We start from the raw sequence: 16,355 nt of genomic DNA, 5'->3' as shown, positions 1-16,355 counted from the left end.
ATTTTATAGCATAAATTTAACATCAGCCATTCATAGATTCTTCTTTTATTTTTAAGCAAAGCTTTATATTTGTGATGACATCGTATCCTTTTAAGGCCAAGGCAGCATCGCCTTGCAGCAATTTCTTCCTTTCATTATACACTTTCTGTTTTCATGCGCTGGTGAAATAAAAATCTTCATAAAATTCCTATATCATTTATATGTGTAACACATTCAATAGTCTCTTCATATATTAGCTATAGATAAAATATTTTCCCGCGGCTAACTTTTAAATATATTTTTATTGGAGGCATATTGATGAATAATAACATAATTCCGCTTCATATGGTGCCTATCGGAAGCTTCGCTCTGGTAAGGGAGCTTATCTCTGACGGAAGCTCAAGAAGAAGAATGCTTGATCTGGGATTGATCCAGGATACTGAAATTAAATCCTTGAGAAGAAGCCCTTCCGGAGATCCGGTAGCTTATCAGATCAGGGGCGCAGTCATAGCCCTTCGGTCTGAAGAGGCCTCAAAAATATTGGTAGAAGTGATATAGAAAGTTAGAGGTGTATTTTGGAATGGGCCTTACAAATCAATCGACAGGTTTGTCAGCATTAAGAGAAGCTTCCGATATACAAAAGGTCTCTCCCGATGACATAGTGATTGCATTGGCCGGGAATCCCAATACAGGTAAAAGTACAGTTTTTAATAGTCTTACCGGATTGAACCAGCATACCGGAAACTGGACGGGGAAGACTGTAGCAACAGCCCAGGGCAGCTATAAATATGAGGGCAAAAACTTCATATTGGTTGATTTGCCGGGAACTTATTCTTTGCTTTCAAATTCTGTAGAAGAAGAGGTCGCCAGAGATTTCATATGCTTCGGCAATCCCCATGCTACCGTGGTGGTGACGGATGCCACATGTCTTGAAAGAAACCTTAACCTTGTGCTGCAGATATTGGAGATGACGGATAAGGTAGTGGTATGTGTAAATCTCATGGATGAAGCAAATAGAAAAAAGATCCGTATAGATCTGGATCAGCTGTCGCAGCTCTTGGGTGTGCCTGTTGTCGGGACAAATGCCCGCAGCGGCAAAGGCCTGAAGGAGTTGATGGATGCGGTTTATAAGGTAGCCCTGGAACAAGCAGTCACAAAACCCATTAAAGTTAAATACAGCAATGGGATCGAAAAATCTGTACAATCTTTGGATTTCCAGATAAGCAGCCTTATGCAAAACAAGATGAACAGCAGATGGCTGGCGCTGAAGCTTCTGGATAATGATGCCGCAATATTGAACTCAATAAATAGGCACCTAGGTTTCGATCTGGCAGAAAAAATAAATTACAGCAGCGAGCCTGCTGCATCCATATGGCCTTCATCAGACAGTGTAGCTGATTCAGCCGCTTTACGAGATGAAATAGTGACTTCCATAGTAGCCCTCGCAGAGGATATATGCAGCAAGGCAGTAAAATTTGAAAATGAAAACTATAATGAATTGGACAAAAGGATAGACAACGTGCTTACCTCGAAAGCTTTCGGCATTCCCATAATGATTGCACTTCTGGGAGTGGTGTTCTGGATCACAATAGAAGGAGCTAATATACCTTCGGATATTATTGCCAAATTCTTATTCTGGATCGAAGCCCGGCTTACGGATATTTTCATTCTATACGGCCTGCCTGATTGGCTCCATGGAGCACTGGTATTGGGAATGTATAGGACCTTGGCATGGGTGGTATCCGTCATGCTGCCGCCTATGGCTATATTCTTCCCCTTGTTTACCCTGCTTGAAGATCTGGGTTATTTGCCAAGAGTGGCTTTTAACCTCGACAATTATTTCAAAAAAGCCTGCGCTCACGGCAAGCAGGCATTGACAATGTGCATGGGTTTTGGGTGCAATGCGGCAGGAGTTATCGGCTGCAGGATAATCGATTCGCCCAGAGAAAGGTTGATCGCGATAATCACAAACTTTCTGGTGCCCTGCAACGGACGATTCCCAACGCTCATTGCGATAACAAGCATATTTATTGCTGGAGCTGCAAGCAGCCATCTGCAAAGCTTCATCGCAACACTGACAATTACCGGTGTTATCGTACTGGGAGTATTGGCAACCTTAATCGCATCAAAAATACTATCAAAGACTATTTTAAAAGGAGTCCCGTCCTCCTTCACTTTAGAGCTGCCGCCATACAGGAAGCCTCAGTTTGGGAGGATATTGGTGAGATCCATATTTGACAGGACCATATTTGTTTTAGGCCGTGCCGTTGCCGTTGCCGCCCCTGCAGGCCTTGTCATATGGATTTTCGCCAACATCTATATTGGGAATGCAAGCATATTGGACCATTGTGCAAGTTTTCTGCAGCCCTTTGCATACCTGCTGGGCTTGGACGGCTATATACTTATGGCTTTCATTTTAGGCTTGCCCGCCAATGAGATAGTCATGCCCATAGTGATAATGAGCTATATGTCAACAGGCTCCATGCTGGAGCTGGAAAGCTTGGATGCACTGAGGGATCTGCTTATCTCGCACGGCTGGAACTGGTTGACTGCCATATCCGTAATGTTGTTTTGCCTAATGCATTTTCCTTGCGCAACCACCCTTCTAACCATCAGGAAGGAAACCCAAAGTTGGAAGTGGACCTTTGCATCTTTCTTGGTCCCAACCATCGCAGGCATTTTGGTATGCTTTATATTTGCGCAGACTGTCAGGCTTTTAGGCTTGGTGTAGTACTGAAGGGAATTTTACTTGCTGCAGCATCCTTATTCGATTTCAAATTCGATGCTATGCAGGTAAAACTCCCTTTATATCACATTGTACCTTGCCATCATATACTCATCTACATATTTGCCGTTTTTTATGCTGGCATACTTTTTAATTCCCTCTATCTGAAAGCCCAATGATTCATAAAGCTTAACCGCCCTCTGATTTTCAACAAAGACAGCAAGCTCAAGCCTTGTCAGCATAAGCCAGTTATCCGCAAGATCGATTATTTTTTCAAATAAGGCTGTCCCAATGCCTCTTCCCTGATAATCAGGATGCACCATGAGGCCTATGCTTGCAGAATGCCTTAATCTTGGGTTCCGGCTGACATTCATGCCTATCAGTCCCACAACTTTTCTCGCCCCGTCTTCCTCAAACTCGGCTACGAGGAGATGATCATTCTCCGACAAACCCCTGATAAAATCCTCAGACCTTGTAACCCGCTCGCTGATAATACCAAGGGTATTCTCCCTCACTCCGTCCATCCTCCTCATTTCATTGATGGCTGCTGCATCATCAATTCTCACAGGCCTGATTATAAAGTCCGACATAATTATTTACCCCCTCAAATTTAAAATTAAAAAAACCCCTCAAAATCACTCCAAAGAGTGACTCCGAAGGGTTATAGCCATTCGTGTAGGACTTTTATAGTCCCTATGCTGCTCGCACTTTTATGCTCAAGCATACTCACTTTTATGTATTATTTCATATAATTACCATATTGTCAATATCGTTAAAATATGCTTCTGAAACAATAAGCAATTGTTTTATTAATTTAATCTGTTGTTTTATACCTTTTACTTATTTCTTAAAATATATATTAAATCCTGAGGAGATACGATCTTTCCAAACTCATATTTAGCATTATTTTTTTCTATAGTAATTGTCTTTCCTGTTCTTAAAGCTTCCGTCCAGAATATATCGGGATTGACATCCGGTTTAACCTGGCACGCTAAAGCATATATTCCCGCAATATATGGGATAGACCAGCTCCATCCCCCCTGTCTGTAGAACACATAGTCGTCTTTTCCCGTTGGGCTTGCTGTAGTTCTTGAATCCATAGGCACTAATAGCATATCATCTACATTATTTATCTCTTTGACCCTATCTAATCCTAAATTATAAAAGCTTTTTGCCCACCACGAACCTGGTTCATAAGAAGAAGCTTCATTGGGATCATTTATAGGATTTTTGCCCAGTCCATGAAAGAAATATCCATAGGTTTCAAACAACGATGAAGACACGACGAATATTCCCTGTTTTTTGGCTTCTTCCACAGCTGCTGCAACTTCTTTATATCCCTTCCGACTTTCATCCCAGCCGACAGAGATTGAAATAACCCTGATCTTTCTACCTTCGGGTAGAGTTTCATTGACTTCCAAAATCCTTTCTATAGATTTAGCCAACCATATAAAATCCCATTCGAAGCTATTATTTTTAAATTCTCCATGCTGTTCTGCAATATAGTACAAATCAGCATCAGGAGCAACTCCTATTGTTTTTCCGACGGCAATAGAAGCAACTGCCGGTCCATGCATCTGTGCTTCGCTATTAGGCCAATGTATCTCTTCATATAATTTTAGATTATCCTTGTATTCTATGTGGTCAACAAGTAGTGCTTGGTCTATGATCGCTATTCCAATACCCTTACCTGTTATGCCTTCTTTGTGCAATTTATCAATATTTAACCCCGGGCTCTTCCCGATCTCCATTATATTATCAGGGTTAAACTCTTTCGGAAGAGTTTCAGGCCATACAGTTTTGCTATCAAAGTCCGCATACTGTAAATCATATAACCTGTCCTCCAAATTTAGGGATGATAAGTCATACCCTCTTAAATCGACCTGCCAGCCATCGGTTGAGTCCGGATTATAAGCCGGTAAGGAGCTTAGCTTCCCTCTTCGGAAGTCTGCTTCAGCAGGATATATAGTAATATTACTTTCAACTTCTGTATGCTCTTTTGTTGAAGCTGTGTTAAGCCCGCATGATGACAAAAAGAAAGCTGCAGCTAAAATTAAAGCTAATTTTCTCATCAAAATACCCCTCTCTTTCTTGTTTGGTTTTAAGTAAAACAAATCACATTTAAGCTCAAGTAAATGCTTTATATATAATTTACCATTGTCTTACTTTTATACCTAAATATTATCATAACTGCTTCGTTTTTCCTATATATTATTGCAGTCATGGTTTTGCATTGCAAAAGCTTAGCAGATAAATGAAAATTGCTTAGACTGGATATGAGATGATATAATAGAATCAAAATACTGTTTATATGGAGACCAAATTATGACTGATAATTATGATTTAAGGTATATAAATAAGAAAGTTTCTGCAATGATACTGCCTGTGGCCATTGAAGGCGTTCTTCAGATGGCTGCAGGCTTGGTTATGATGGGAATGATAGGCAGGATCGATGTCATAGCTGTCAGTGCTCTAGGGATCAGCATGCGTATCACCCAGATGGTCTGGGCCCTTTTCAAGGGCATAACCACGGGAGCATCCGTATATGTAGCACAATATTTCGGAGCCAAAGAATACGGCAAGATGAAGCATGTCATGCAGCAGACATTGATATCTACAATCATTGTAGTGGTGATACTCCAAGCAGTAGTATATATTTTTTCTCCTGCTTTGCTTGGCATATTTGACCCAAGCCCGGAGCTATTGGAAAAGGCTATCATATATATAAGGACCGTTTCATTCGGCTTGCCATTCTTGGCTGTCATGCTTGTTGTCGGAGGAGTGCTCCAGGGCATGGGGAATGCCAAAACTCCAATGGTTATAACTATGATGATGAACATCGTAAATATATCAATCGGCTATGTGCTGATATTCGGTAGGCTTGGCTTCGAACCTATGGGAGTCAAAGGAGCTGCCATAGCAACCGCTTTGTCCCAGTTCGTCGCAGCGATTCTGGGCTTATATGTGCTATTTAGCCAAAGCGGAGTGCTGCATTCTTACTTGGACACAAGCTTCTTCAGCATTGATATGAAACAGATACGGAATATATATAAAGTCGGCCTTCCTTCCTCTGCAGAATCCATGTTCTGGCAGCTTGCTGCCATTATTCTCACCAGATCCATACTTACTTACGGTGAAACAGCCTTTGCTGCCCACCAGCTTGGAATGCAGGCAGAATCCATATCATATATGCCTGCTACCGGCTTCAGCATCGCCGCCACCGCCTTCATGGGACAAGCTTTGGGAGCCGGCGATGAAAAGCTTGCAAAGCTGTATCTTAAACAGATATTTAAAGGCTCTATTTCCATCACGGCTATAAGTGTTATAGTGCTTGTATTTTTCCCAGGTGCCATGATGTCTCTGCTGACGGATAATCCTGAGGTCATACGTCTTGGTTCCATATATCTCATACTCATGGGAATAGTACAGATACCTCAAAATGCTTCCAACGTGCTCATGGGGGCCATGAGAGGCGCAGGATATACAAATATCCCTATGCTGGTGGCAGGAACAGGGCTTTGGGGGATCAGAGTGCCTTTCACTTTGGTAGTAGTCTACTTGCTCAAGCTTCCCATAATAGGCATTTGGGTGGTTATGAGCATAGATCTGGCATTCCGCTTTTTATTCAATCTTGTCCTTTACAAAAGAAAAAATATATATGATAAGGCTTTGTTGTAAATTAAGAGGTTCACCATATTTTTAGGAGGTAACAGTCTATGCCTGATATTGCAGCATTTTTATCCTATGTCCTAGTGACAACCTTCACACCGGGGCCTAATACCATCATGTCCATGTCAAATGCAAGCCGATATGGCTTTAAGAAGAGCATAAGGTTTATCACCGGCATAATATGCGGTTTTTTTATTATCTTTGTCTTGAGCAGCATCTTCAGCATAGCTCTCTACAGACTGATCCCGTCCGTCAAATCGGCTATGAACGTGATTGGCGCTGCATATATAATGTGGCTTGCGTGGAAAACCTATAAAAGCAAACCCCATAGCATAGACGAAAACACCAAAAGTACAAACACCTTCATGGCCGGATTATTGCTGCAGTTTGTAAATATAAAACTTATTCTTTATGCTATAACAACAGTTTCCACCTTCATCGTGCCATATTATAAATCCCCGCTGGTTCTCATAAGCTTCTGTGCACTGCTGACCTTTATAGGCTTTCTGGCTAATTGCAGCTGGGCACTGTTCGGCGCTGCGTTTCAAAAATTTCTTGCGAAAAATGACAGGGTGGTAAATGCTGTTATGGCGCTATTGCTTGTCTATTGTGCGATTAAATTATTTTTTTAATTTATATTGCAAAAACAAGAGGTCAGCCCCTGATCTTCGTTCCGCAGTAGGGGCAGTATTCATAATCGGCCTCTACTGCTTTTCCGCAATGTCCGCATATATTTGAGGCCGAATGGGTATGTCCTGTTTCAACAGGCCGCAAGTCCCAATATGAGATATCAATATTCTCTCCTCTTTCAATCCCTTTTCCCTTCTCTTGCGGAATTTCATACAATGAGCTGCAGCCGCTGCATATCACATAATATTTTGCATTCCATTTAAAAATAGGTATGAAAAAGAAATGAAAAAAGTTAAAGGTTTTTATCAGCTTTCCTCCCGATCCCTTATCACAATTTCTGCAAGGTACATCATTCAAATATTTTATTTCTTCCTGTTTATTTTGTATGCCAAATACTCCGATAAAAAACATATATTCCTCCGCAAATCATTAGTTATCTATTATTCTATTATACCACGCTGCTGCATATATAGGGTATTCGGATAGAATCCCAGCTTCCTGTAAAAGTTTATCGTCGATTCGTTCTCCTGGGATACTGTGACTCCTATCACTTTACAACCCTTTTCCTTCATCCAATTTACATGCCCGGCTGCAAGCTTCGTCCCAATTCCGCTGCCTCTTTTGGCTGCATCGACATGCATGGATTCAAGCTCTCCCTTTCCATCCACTGCTGTTGATATACAATATCCTACATATTCATCGCCGCTTCTGGCTACGGTTATTTTTATTGTATCCTTGCTAAACACGCTGAAAGCTTTGATCCTCTGCTCAAAATTGATAGAACGGTATGATTCCTTGAAATACTCGGAGGTATTCTCGTGGTACTGCCGATTCTTTTCCCAGAGGTCTTTGATGATTTCAACCTCATCATAGGAAATATCAAAAATCTTGACCATAGTTATCTTCATTCCTCTTTTCTCATATTTCTTCGCTCTGCTGCTTCACCGATGCTATCATATATGCCTAAATTTTACCATATATATTGGCCTTTTGTATATAATCAATTATTCCATATGTAAAATCGGAGGCGGTTCTTTTTATTACACATGCCATATGCGATAAAAAGAACCGCCTCCGATGCTGCAATCCTGTATCTGCACTACCTCTTCACTGATCCCTTCATATTAATCTGCTATCTTTTCAATTTGTCGGGCATTTTGGGCTGATGCAATACCCAGTAGCAGCATGTTCCTGCAGAAGTCTGTGCTGCAAATAAAGCCAGGCAAGCTGCCAAGCTCAGTAATTTATGTTTTCCCTTCATTGTAATCCCTCCTCTCCACTTTATTTTTACTTTTGCCTATAGCATGATGCTAAAGGCAGAAGGGTCAACGACTCAAATAAAACTGACAGAGAAGCTATGCTGCAGTATCTATATAGCTTTATATTTATGAAATATGCTGTGACGATAATGATGATTTGTATGGTTATCGCATAGATGCTCCTCTTTCTGTAAATTCCATGCTCTCTTTTGCTCAGAGTTCTATTAGGATTATCCACAGGAGCATATCGTATGATGAGTAGAAATGATATGGCTAATGCAACGGATATTATATAGAAGCTTAGGTATGAAGGAATACTGCTTCCTGCCCAGATAATCAGCATCATAGACGCGGCTGTAGCTATAAAGCATTTCATATAGGTGTCGAGATGCAACCCTCCGGCATTGATTCTCATAAAGCCGAAAGCTGTTAGGAATATTACTGCCTCTATTACTTTTTTGAACATCACTGCTATAAATATCAATCCAAAGGCTTTGATTATTGTAGAAACCATCAGCTGAAGCCCATAATAGTATATATCATGATCCTCGCTTTGGATTATACCGGCATCCAATATTTTTTGAGCAACAATGCCTGAAATATCATCAATCATAGCATCACCCAAATCTATTTATATTCTTACATGCACTATATCAAATTGCTGTCCCAATGTGAATGCTTTATGCATAAGCAGTCGTTTAAATGTCATATTTGACACGAGCCTCGTTTGCTTAGGTCTTTAAAATCTTGTTGATGTATTTCCTTATATCCTCTACTTCTTTTTTTATAGATTCAACAGTGTTTAGCTTTAGAGTAAGCTCAGAAATCAATTCCTGATATCTTTCCTCCCTTTGCTGTTGCTTAGAATCCCTTCTTTCTTGTGCCTTTAAGATGTAAAATATAAGCACCACTGCCAGCACAGCCCAAAATCCTTGAGATGAGGCGGCTTTAATAACATCACTTTCCATATTCTCACCTCCTATCTGCCAAGTATTTATTTAGAGCTTCTAAGCCACCTTATCACCTGTTTCTATTCCCCCCTTTCTTGAACAAAACTTCATTCAGCGTTTAAATTTTGCCTGCTTATACCACAGCATGGAAAAGAGCACTTGATCTGTAATTGAAATATACCAAAATTCGGCACCTTTTTAAATAGCTTGTGCATGACAGGTCGTTGAAATGTCATCATTGGACTCTCAAGGCTATAAAGATGATGAAGAGATAAGGAATTAAGCCTATTTTATTAATTGCTAAAAATGGTATAATGTAGTAAATGATATTATTTGTTCCTTTGCTCAACGGTGTGATCTGGGGGGGATTTGCATGCCAATCAATATATTTTTATGTGATGATGACCTGGTTCAGTTGGAAACGCTTACTTCCTTCATCCATAGTATATTCAGCAAAGGTGAAATTGCAATAACACAAGCAACAAGCGGTGAGGAGCTTTTGAGCAAAATTGATGCCGTAAAGCCGGATACGGTTATATTAGATATTGAGATGAAAGGTTTGAATGGCATACAGACAGGTTTCCTTCTAAGGGAAAAATTTAAGGATTTGATAATAGTATTCATAACCGGGTTTAAGGAATACGCCTTTGATGCATTCAGTGTAAAATCTTTTGATTATATAATAAAGCCGGTCACCTTTAACCAGTTTAAAATGCTCATGGATGATATAATCATACGGCTCGATCAGATAAGGGCCTATAATGAGAAGAGCCAAACCTTGGTTATAGCCAGCAGGGATAAAAGTGCCGCCATCAGGTATGATGATATATTTTATTTTGAAAAATCGCTGAGGAAGGTCAGGATATACACCAAATGCGGGATTTATGAATATTACGGCACCTTCAAGGAGCTCATGGATAAATTGAATATGGACTTCTTTGTACAATGCCACCAGGGATATATAGTGAATATAAGCAAAATAAAAGAGATCAGGAAGGATGATCTCATATTAAATGAAATAAAGTCCTCAATATCCATGAGCCGCAAATATAAATCCGACGTAAGAGAAGCCCTATCCCGCCGGCTATTCTCTTAAGGGGGTTTATATAATGGATATATGGGGCTATATAGAATTCATGGTGAACATTATAGACGTATCCCTTCTGCTTTATTTTACATATATTATTCTTGGCAAGAGCAAGCTGCCATATAAAAGAGCCGCCGCTGCCATCATTTTGCAATCAACGATAAACACGATTCTAAACGGCTGCTTTGGTATAGGAAACCTGATAAGCTTTTCTTTGATGTATTTTTCCACTGGGGTCATCTATCATCTTCTGTTTGGATGGAGTTTGGTAAAAATATATATATGCAGCATCATCGGGCTGCTGATCATGGGCATCAGTGAAACGGCTGCTATGACCGCTGTATTATGTATCGGGAAAGCTTCGGCCTACTGGTTTTATCATCCGAATATCCATAGGATGACCGCGGTAATTTTATCAAAGGCTTTGAGCCTTCTTATCATCTATTCCAATAAAGACAGGTTCAAAAATATTGATAAAATAGAAGATATACGGCTATACCAATTTGCTTTGATAACGGGCTTTAATGTTTTAATCGGCTTTATCGCATTTTGGTTCTATAAATATACTTATATCACAAGAGGATATAAAAGCTGGTATATAATTCTTATGTCTCTGGCCTCGATTTCTTTCAGCGTAACTGTACTAAGCATTTTGAGAAAAATATCCGATCAATTGAAAAAAGAAACCGAGTGGAAGCTTAAGGAAAGGGAATTCGAGAGGCAGCGCTTTTATATCTCGGCCATCGAGGATATGCTGAGGCAGATAAAAGCTCAAAGGCATGATTTCAACCATCATATCAGCTGCATATACGGCCTTCTCCGCATGGGCAAAACAGATGAGGCTAAAGCCTATATGGAAAAGCTCACACAGTATTTATCCAGTTTCAATAATATCATCAGCGCAGGCGATCCCATAATATCCTCAATATTGAATGCTAAAATGGAAAAGGCTTATAAGGAGCACATAAAATGCGATATTGATATTTCAATACCGCATAAATTGAATTTGGAATTTTGGGTTATATCCATCGTATTGGGGAATCTGCTGGATAATGCTGTAGAAGCGTGCACCAATATACACGAGGGCATGAGAAGGATAGCTGTCACGATACATATAAGGCAAGATCATTTAATAATAAAGGTATCAAACAGCAAGGACAGGAAAATCATAATGCCCGAATCGAGTATAGACGAGAATTACAGCGCAAAAGAAGATAAGGCCAACCATGGCTTTGGATTGCCTAACATAAAAAAAACCGTTGAGAATATGAATGGCTTTATAGAAATCAAGGATATGGAAGATACCTTTGAAGTCGATATAGCTATTCCCTATTGACTATAGTTTTGTATTATATTTACTCATCTAAATCTATGATAATCTTTCTGCAATAAGTGCATTTATGACATTTCACTTCCGGCTGAGAGGAAAACCGGTTTTTATTAAGAACCTCTCCCTCAAGCTCCAATTCTGCCAATGTAGGTTTTTTAGTCTCCGGCAGCCATCTTAATGAATGGTTCACACCATAGCTTCCCCCATAAATAAACCCTGGGATAAGGCTTTTGCCGCAATATGGACAATCCATTTTTCTTCCTCCATTTCATAATGTTTATATGCTCATTTCAGCCAATGATCAACCAATGCCTTTCTCCAAGAATGGCTGATACATCATCAATGCATGGTTTTCCGTTATGTACTCATCATCTATCTGATTGCCATTAACATCATAGCATTTCCTGCATATGATATTATGCCTCATGTATCCTCCCCAGTATTCATGGGTTATGGAATGCTCCTTCTCATATACCTTATACTTAAAATAAGGCTCTATTTCAGTTCTCCATTCCCCCGACAACTCTTCACCGGTTACTTTCAAGTGCAGTTGATAAATCTCATTTGTTCCATTATATATCTGCAGGTCCCTATAATTATATACACATGTGGCTCCGCTTCCGAAAGGTTGAGTTCTGTTAGAATCGGGAAAAACATCATAGCTGTGTCTATACCGCTCTATCACAGTCAATGGTGTATGCAATGTCATCCAGTATATAAGATTCGACAACTGGCATAAGCCCCCGCCTATTTCTGCTTTATAGCCGCCGTAAAAAAGCGCCATTCCCTCTACATAGCCCTTGCTCTTATCTGGCTTGCCGATAAGCCTCCAATAAGAAAATGTTTCCCCGGGCTTGATGATTATGTTATTAAGGCACTTGACCGCTATATTCAAATTGATAATCTTGTTATATTGGTACCACATGTCCACATCTTTTAGTTTCCTCAGCGTTGGAGTCTTGTGACTGAAATATATTTTAGGCAAAAGATTCTCATCCCTAGTTCGCGCATATTTCTTGGAACCAAAGTACCAATCAAAATATCTCCTATATGTATAATACTTCTTGCCAATATATATTCTGAATTTCGACCTGATTTTAGGCCTCATTGCCGATATGTTCTCTTTATAGTTCATGATAATCCCCCATTTTGCAAAGGCATGTCCACTTATATAGAGATAGAGAGCAGAGCTATGAATCATGCGCATTACCATCGTCCAATACAGATCATTCGCTCACAAACTGCTACCAATAATGAGGTTAGTAAATCGCTGCCGCCATTAGCACTATTCCAATTATAGGATACGCTACCCAGGATATCCTTTGCATTGCTATATAAAAATCTGATGGCTCAGGATCTCTGACATCTAAGCAATGTCTAAGCTCAAAGAAAAACAGCGGGTATTTAATGTCTATTGCTATTATAAGAAATAAAATTATGGCTAATATTAAATATTCATATTCCCCACGTATTGTATCGTTAGCAAAGGATGCAAAGTCCGCTACGCTTTTTAATGATACTTTATAGTCAGCACTATAAACTGCCTCTAAGCCGAGCGAAACTCGAACATCAGCGTAATCCATCAGCGGTTCGCCATTTTTATCAAACATAAACTGGCTTCCTTTTTGATATTCGCCCTCAAAAATTATGTTTCCACCTTCATCTTTAATATTTTCAATACCCAAACCCCAATTTTCAGCGTTTTTAAAATTTACAATATATTGCTTATTAATATTATTCGGAAGCCTGTAAATTACCTCAGCACTACTGCCTTCATTTTCAAGTCCTTTGACTGTGATGTGTATATCACCATATTTACTTTTGCCTATGTAATGATTATCAGAAGCCGCAACCTCTTTTACGAGAAATGTGCGTTCATAATATGCTCCTATAGTGAAAAAGGCCTTAAAATAAAAAATCAATACTATTAATAGAATAATCGGCAACAAAATCTTCAAAAATATGTCTTTTGAACTCATCTGCTTTATTTTTTCAGCAATCATGGCTTTCTCCTTTTTATTTATATCCGGCGAGTATCTATCTCCATAGGACGTTCTTGCTATATTTGTATATTTCATAATAAACTCTGTTTTCGCATCTGTATACCCATCCCTGTCATGTTCAATTCTTTATAGCAAATTGTTTCCAATGCAAATATCTCCCCTGCCAGCACCTCGCGTTTATCCGCCCTCGAAGCGGAAATGGGGTACTATATGCAGTTGTCCTCTTTCAATTCAAGAACGCGATATATTACAACCACTCCCATAAGTTCAATGCACCTTTTGCCGGAATAGGTTCTATAAGCATTTTTACATCATGAAGCTTCCATCCATATCGCCCAGCTGTATAATTACCAAATGCAAGCTCATTTCCCTCAATCTTTGTACACCCGAAGTCCATAAGGCGGCTAACTCCATCTGCTTCATCGTAAAAAATTTTACAACAATCAAGCAATGTACATACAGCGACAACACAACCGGTAGGCAGATTATCAGATGTATATCCATGTGCCGCCAAAACGGATTTATAGGGTTCCCGTTCACATATTTTCTTATCAATTTTCTTTCCGGCATGTATTGCCAGTTCTCCTTGATACAAGGTTCTCCACGACCTAGTCTCAATCTTCTTTTCTTTCATAGCTATCAATGTTGCCCAAGGCTGTATTAATGTCAATGCCTTCATATATTCGCCTGCTTTCTTATGCATCAAATAAAAATTGCGTAACAATTTTTATCGGGTACGTGGTGCGTAGCCTAGGGTCACTTCTATGTGGTCTTGGTACGGGGTTCGAGTGTTATAGTAGCGCTCTGGAGTCTGACTCAAAAGGAATACCCTAATCCTCGTGCCCCGTACCTTGCACCTCGCAGCCATAAAAAATACTTCGCATTTTAAAACTATTGTAAATTAACAAAGCCATTAAAGCTTCATATGCTGCTGTCTTATTCTGAAATATTAATTCTTTCTCCGCAATGCTGGCAATGAAATACATGTTTTTTAGCATACATCAATCTTTCAAGATTTTCAAAGCCTCCACAATTAGGACATCGCAGCCTCTTTCTATCTAAAACAATATAAGAAAATAGGAAGATTGCTGCAAAGACAAACAAAGGCCATTTGATACATCCACCAGCTATTGTAATTCCAAATAACACAGCTAAAGCAACACCAAGGTTGATATCTTTTGCTGATATGGACTTCATGCATTAACCTCCTCTAGATAACTCATATCCAACTTATTACAACCCAAATATTTAAACATAACACTGCTATAAAAGCAGCTAAAAATGTATATGAAAACAAATATTCGTTTTCTTTTCTCTGACTAATGAAGAGTCGAATCAGCAAAAGCTCCCAACTAACAAAGAAAACTAACCATAGCAAACGTGACCTTATAATAATACTAGCAAGAAATAGAACACTGGCCAATAAATTAAGCCTTCTCATTGAAAGAAAATTTACTAATTGTTTTATTTCTGACATCGATGCTCCTCCTCATATATTGAATAAGTTTTTAAGTAAAAATTGAAGCATCTGTTATTCACCACTTATAGACCTAATGCATTTAAGAAAAGTTCCATTGTTATACTTATATATCTAAATGCTACCATATGAATTGTGCAGTTTCAAGCACAGTGATTACTACCACCATGCTTCCCTCACTGAGTTTTCTAACTTCTTTTCCATCTATTCCATTACCTTCCCATGCTTTGAATAATAGTTTTTAAAATGTTTATTTACTTATGCTTATATATTATAATTATCATATAATACGATCTAACCACAATGATAGGAGCGATATGCATTGGATAGCGCTATAGTTAATACAGAGCTTTCAAAAACAAAAAAAGCTGCAGCAACAGCCCCTTACAGGGATGATATGCTGAAGCTTCTGGCTATGATCACCATGTTGATAGATCACATCGGCTACATGTTTTTCCCTGATTATAGAATATTTAGAACTATAGGCAGATTAGCCTTTCCTATCTTTGCATATCAATTGAGTGTGGGCTATATAAAAACTTCAAATTTGAAGAAATATGCATCAAGGCTTTTAGTCTTTGGATTGATATCTCAGATCCCTTATTCGTTTTTTTCACCTGATTTGAAATTTGCGCCGTTTAATCTGAACATAATGTTTACACTCCTTACAGCCTTGGGTATTCTTTATATGTATGATATGGGCATAGCTAAGATCAAATCCTTTAAGAGCAATAATAGCTATACAGATTTATTCTTTGGAGCAGCAGCATTTTTAGGCATCTTGGCAGCGTTGGCAGTGCCGGAGCTTCTGGAGGTTTTATCCAACAGGAAATTTCGCCTGGAATATGGAATATACGGATTGCTGATGATGCTTTTATTCCATATAAATAAGAACAGAAGAGCTTCAATGGTCATAAGCTATGTATTCTTATCACTGTTCTATTCATACTTTACAGGGGTGAAGCTGCTTGCGCCGAATTCATTGGATTGGGCAAAAAAGCTGAAAATCACATGGACTTATCTATTCAGCTTTGATGAGGTCTGGAAAAGGATCGTGAATTATAGAGGCGGGCTCGCAAAATTGGAAGGCTTCTTCTTCCAATCGAGAAGCATATTCGCCTTAATACCTATCTATACCTTTGGATTATTTGACGCAAGGATTAGGCTCAACAAATATATTGGATATTTATTTTATCCTGTGCATATAACGATTTTGCTTTTGATAACAAAGTTCATATGATTTGCA

General features: G+C 39.1%; 20 protein-coding genes and 1 pseudogene. 7 read left to right on the top strand and 14 right to left on the bottom strand.

From position 1 onward, the window contains the following. Positions 1-297 precede the first annotated feature (297 nt). Both AC4HCY_RS03815 and feoB read left to right on the top strand, forming a co-directional pair. Complete coding sequence (locus AC4HCY_RS03815) at positions 298-537, top strand: FeoA family protein (protein ID WP_323431145.1); 240 nt, start codon at positions 298-300, stop codon at positions 535-537. 22 nt (positions 538-559) lie between these two features. After that, positions 560-2,710, top strand: a complete 2,151-nt coding sequence (feoB, locus tag AC4HCY_RS03810) for a ferrous iron transport protein B (RefSeq protein ID WP_323431146.1) — start codon at positions 560-562, stop codon at positions 2,708-2,710. A gap of 74 nt (positions 2,711-2,784) precedes the next feature. On the opposite strand, the gene AC4HCY_RS03805 is transcribed toward feoB, so the two are convergent. Both AC4HCY_RS03805 and AC4HCY_RS03800 read right to left on the bottom strand, forming a co-directional pair. Next, entirely contained in the window at positions 2,785-3,294 is a 510-nt protein-coding gene (locus AC4HCY_RS03805; RefSeq protein WP_491095410.1) for a GNAT family N-acetyltransferase, read from the bottom strand. Between the two features lie 246 nt (positions 3,295-3,540). After that, positions 3,541-4,776, bottom strand: a complete 1,236-nt coding sequence (locus tag AC4HCY_RS03800; RefSeq protein WP_323431148.1) for a S8 family serine peptidase — start codon at positions 4,774-4,776, stop codon at positions 3,541-3,543. A 253-nt stretch (positions 4,777-5,029) separates the two neighbouring features. Between AC4HCY_RS03800 and AC4HCY_RS03795 the strand changes: the two genes are divergently transcribed. Both AC4HCY_RS03795 and AC4HCY_RS03790 read left to right on the top strand, forming a co-directional pair. Continuing rightward, positions 5,030-6,382 carry an MATE family efflux transporter gene (locus AC4HCY_RS03795; RefSeq protein ID WP_491095409.1) on the top strand — a complete coding sequence of 451 codons (1,353 nt, stop codon included), beginning with the start codon at positions 5,030-5,032 and terminating at the stop codon, positions 6,380-6,382. A 38-nt stretch (positions 6,383-6,420) separates the two neighbouring features. Next, entirely contained in the window at positions 6,421-7,005 is a 585-nt protein-coding gene (locus tag AC4HCY_RS03790; RefSeq protein ID WP_491095408.1) for a LysE family transporter, read from the top strand. Between the two features lie 22 nt (positions 7,006-7,027). Here the strand turns inward: AC4HCY_RS03790 and AC4HCY_RS03785 are convergent, their stop codons facing one another. From AC4HCY_RS03785 to AC4HCY_RS03765, 5 genes are all read right to left on the bottom strand, one after another. Continuing rightward, on the bottom strand, positions 7,028-7,414 hold the full coding sequence (locus tag AC4HCY_RS03785) for a zinc-ribbon domain-containing protein (RefSeq protein ID WP_491095407.1): 387 nt from the start codon (positions 7,412-7,414) through the stop codon (positions 7,028-7,030). 29 nt (positions 7,415-7,443) lie between these two features. Then, entirely contained in the window at positions 7,444-7,911 is a 468-nt protein-coding gene (locus AC4HCY_RS03780) for a GNAT family N-acetyltransferase (protein WP_491095406.1), read from the bottom strand. Positions 7,912-8,135: 224 nt separating this feature from the next. Beyond that, positions 8,136-8,264, bottom strand: coding sequence for a cyclic lactone autoinducer peptide (locus AC4HCY_RS03775; RefSeq protein WP_323431153.1), 129 nt, complete (start codon positions 8,262-8,264; stop codon positions 8,136-8,138). A 26-nt stretch (positions 8,265-8,290) separates the two neighbouring features. After that, positions 8,291-8,875 (bottom strand): accessory gene regulator ArgB-like protein, encoded by a 585-nt coding sequence (locus tag AC4HCY_RS03770; RefSeq protein ID WP_323431154.1) that lies wholly within the window; start codon positions 8,873-8,875, stop codon positions 8,291-8,293. A 118-nt stretch (positions 8,876-8,993) separates the two neighbouring features. Next, on the bottom strand, positions 8,994-9,230 hold the full coding sequence (locus tag AC4HCY_RS03765; protein WP_255229358.1) for a BhlA/UviB family holin-like peptide: 237 nt from the start codon (positions 9,228-9,230) through the stop codon (positions 8,994-8,996). Positions 9,231-9,585: 355 nt separating this feature from the next. On the opposite strand from AC4HCY_RS03765, the gene AC4HCY_RS03760 reads away from it, so the two are divergent. Both AC4HCY_RS03760 and AC4HCY_RS03755 read left to right on the top strand, forming a co-directional pair. Further along, positions 9,586-10,308, top strand: a complete 723-nt coding sequence (locus tag AC4HCY_RS03760; RefSeq protein ID WP_491095405.1) for a LytR/AlgR family response regulator transcription factor — start codon at positions 9,586-9,588, stop codon at positions 10,306-10,308. Between the two features lie 13 nt (positions 10,309-10,321). Continuing rightward, positions 10,322-11,635 carry a sensor histidine kinase gene (locus AC4HCY_RS03755; RefSeq protein ID WP_491095404.1) on the top strand — a complete coding sequence of 438 codons (1,314 nt, stop codon included), beginning with the start codon at positions 10,322-10,324 and terminating at the stop codon, positions 11,633-11,635. 19 nt (positions 11,636-11,654) lie between these two features. Here the strand turns inward: AC4HCY_RS03755 and AC4HCY_RS03750 are convergent, their stop codons facing one another. From AC4HCY_RS03750 to AC4HCY_RS03720, 7 genes and pseudogenes are all read right to left on the bottom strand, one after another. Further along, complete coding sequence (locus AC4HCY_RS03750; RefSeq protein WP_323431157.1) at positions 11,655-11,882, bottom strand: PF20097 family protein; 228 nt, start codon at positions 11,880-11,882, stop codon at positions 11,655-11,657. A 48-nt stretch (positions 11,883-11,930) separates the two neighbouring features. Continuing rightward, positions 11,931-12,764, bottom strand: a complete 834-nt coding sequence (locus AC4HCY_RS03745; protein WP_491095403.1) for a VanW family protein — start codon at positions 12,762-12,764, stop codon at positions 11,931-11,933. 124 nt (positions 12,765-12,888) lie between these two features. Beyond that, positions 12,889-13,212 (bottom strand): DUF6199 family natural product biosynthesis protein, encoded by a 324-nt coding sequence (locus AC4HCY_RS03740; protein ID WP_491096076.1) that lies wholly within the window; start codon positions 13,210-13,212, stop codon positions 12,889-12,891. A 444-nt stretch (positions 13,213-13,656) separates the two neighbouring features. Beyond that, positions 13,657-13,758: pseudogene (locus AC4HCY_RS03735) on the bottom strand (GrpB family protein); the annotation flags it as partial. Positions 13,759-13,879: 121 nt separating this feature from the next. After that, positions 13,880-14,311: an ASCH domain-containing protein gene (locus AC4HCY_RS03730; RefSeq protein ID WP_323431160.1), complete on the bottom strand. Its 432-nt coding sequence runs from the start codon at positions 14,309-14,311 to the stop codon at positions 13,880-13,882. A gap of 257 nt (positions 14,312-14,568) precedes the next feature. Next, positions 14,569-14,829 carry a hypothetical protein gene (locus AC4HCY_RS03725; RefSeq protein ID WP_491095402.1) on the bottom strand — a complete coding sequence of 87 codons (261 nt, stop codon included), beginning with the start codon at positions 14,827-14,829 and terminating at the stop codon, positions 14,569-14,571. 22 nt (positions 14,830-14,851) lie between these two features. Continuing rightward, a complete protein-coding gene (locus tag AC4HCY_RS03720) occupies positions 14,852-15,109 on the bottom strand; it encodes a hypothetical protein (protein WP_491095401.1) in 258 nt (85 codons plus the stop codon). 322 nt (positions 15,110-15,431) lie between these two features. Here AC4HCY_RS03720 and AC4HCY_RS03715 point away from each other — a divergent pair, with 322 nt between their 5' ends. Then, positions 15,432-16,349 (top strand): TraX family protein, encoded by a 918-nt coding sequence (locus tag AC4HCY_RS03715; protein ID WP_491095400.1) that lies wholly within the window; start codon positions 15,432-15,434, stop codon positions 16,347-16,349. The last annotated feature ends 6 nt before the right edge of the window (positions 16,350-16,355 follow it).

The organism is Lutispora sp. QWL-02 (genome assembly GCF_058315355.1).
This window is presented reverse-complemented; position numbering and strand designations above follow the sequence as displayed.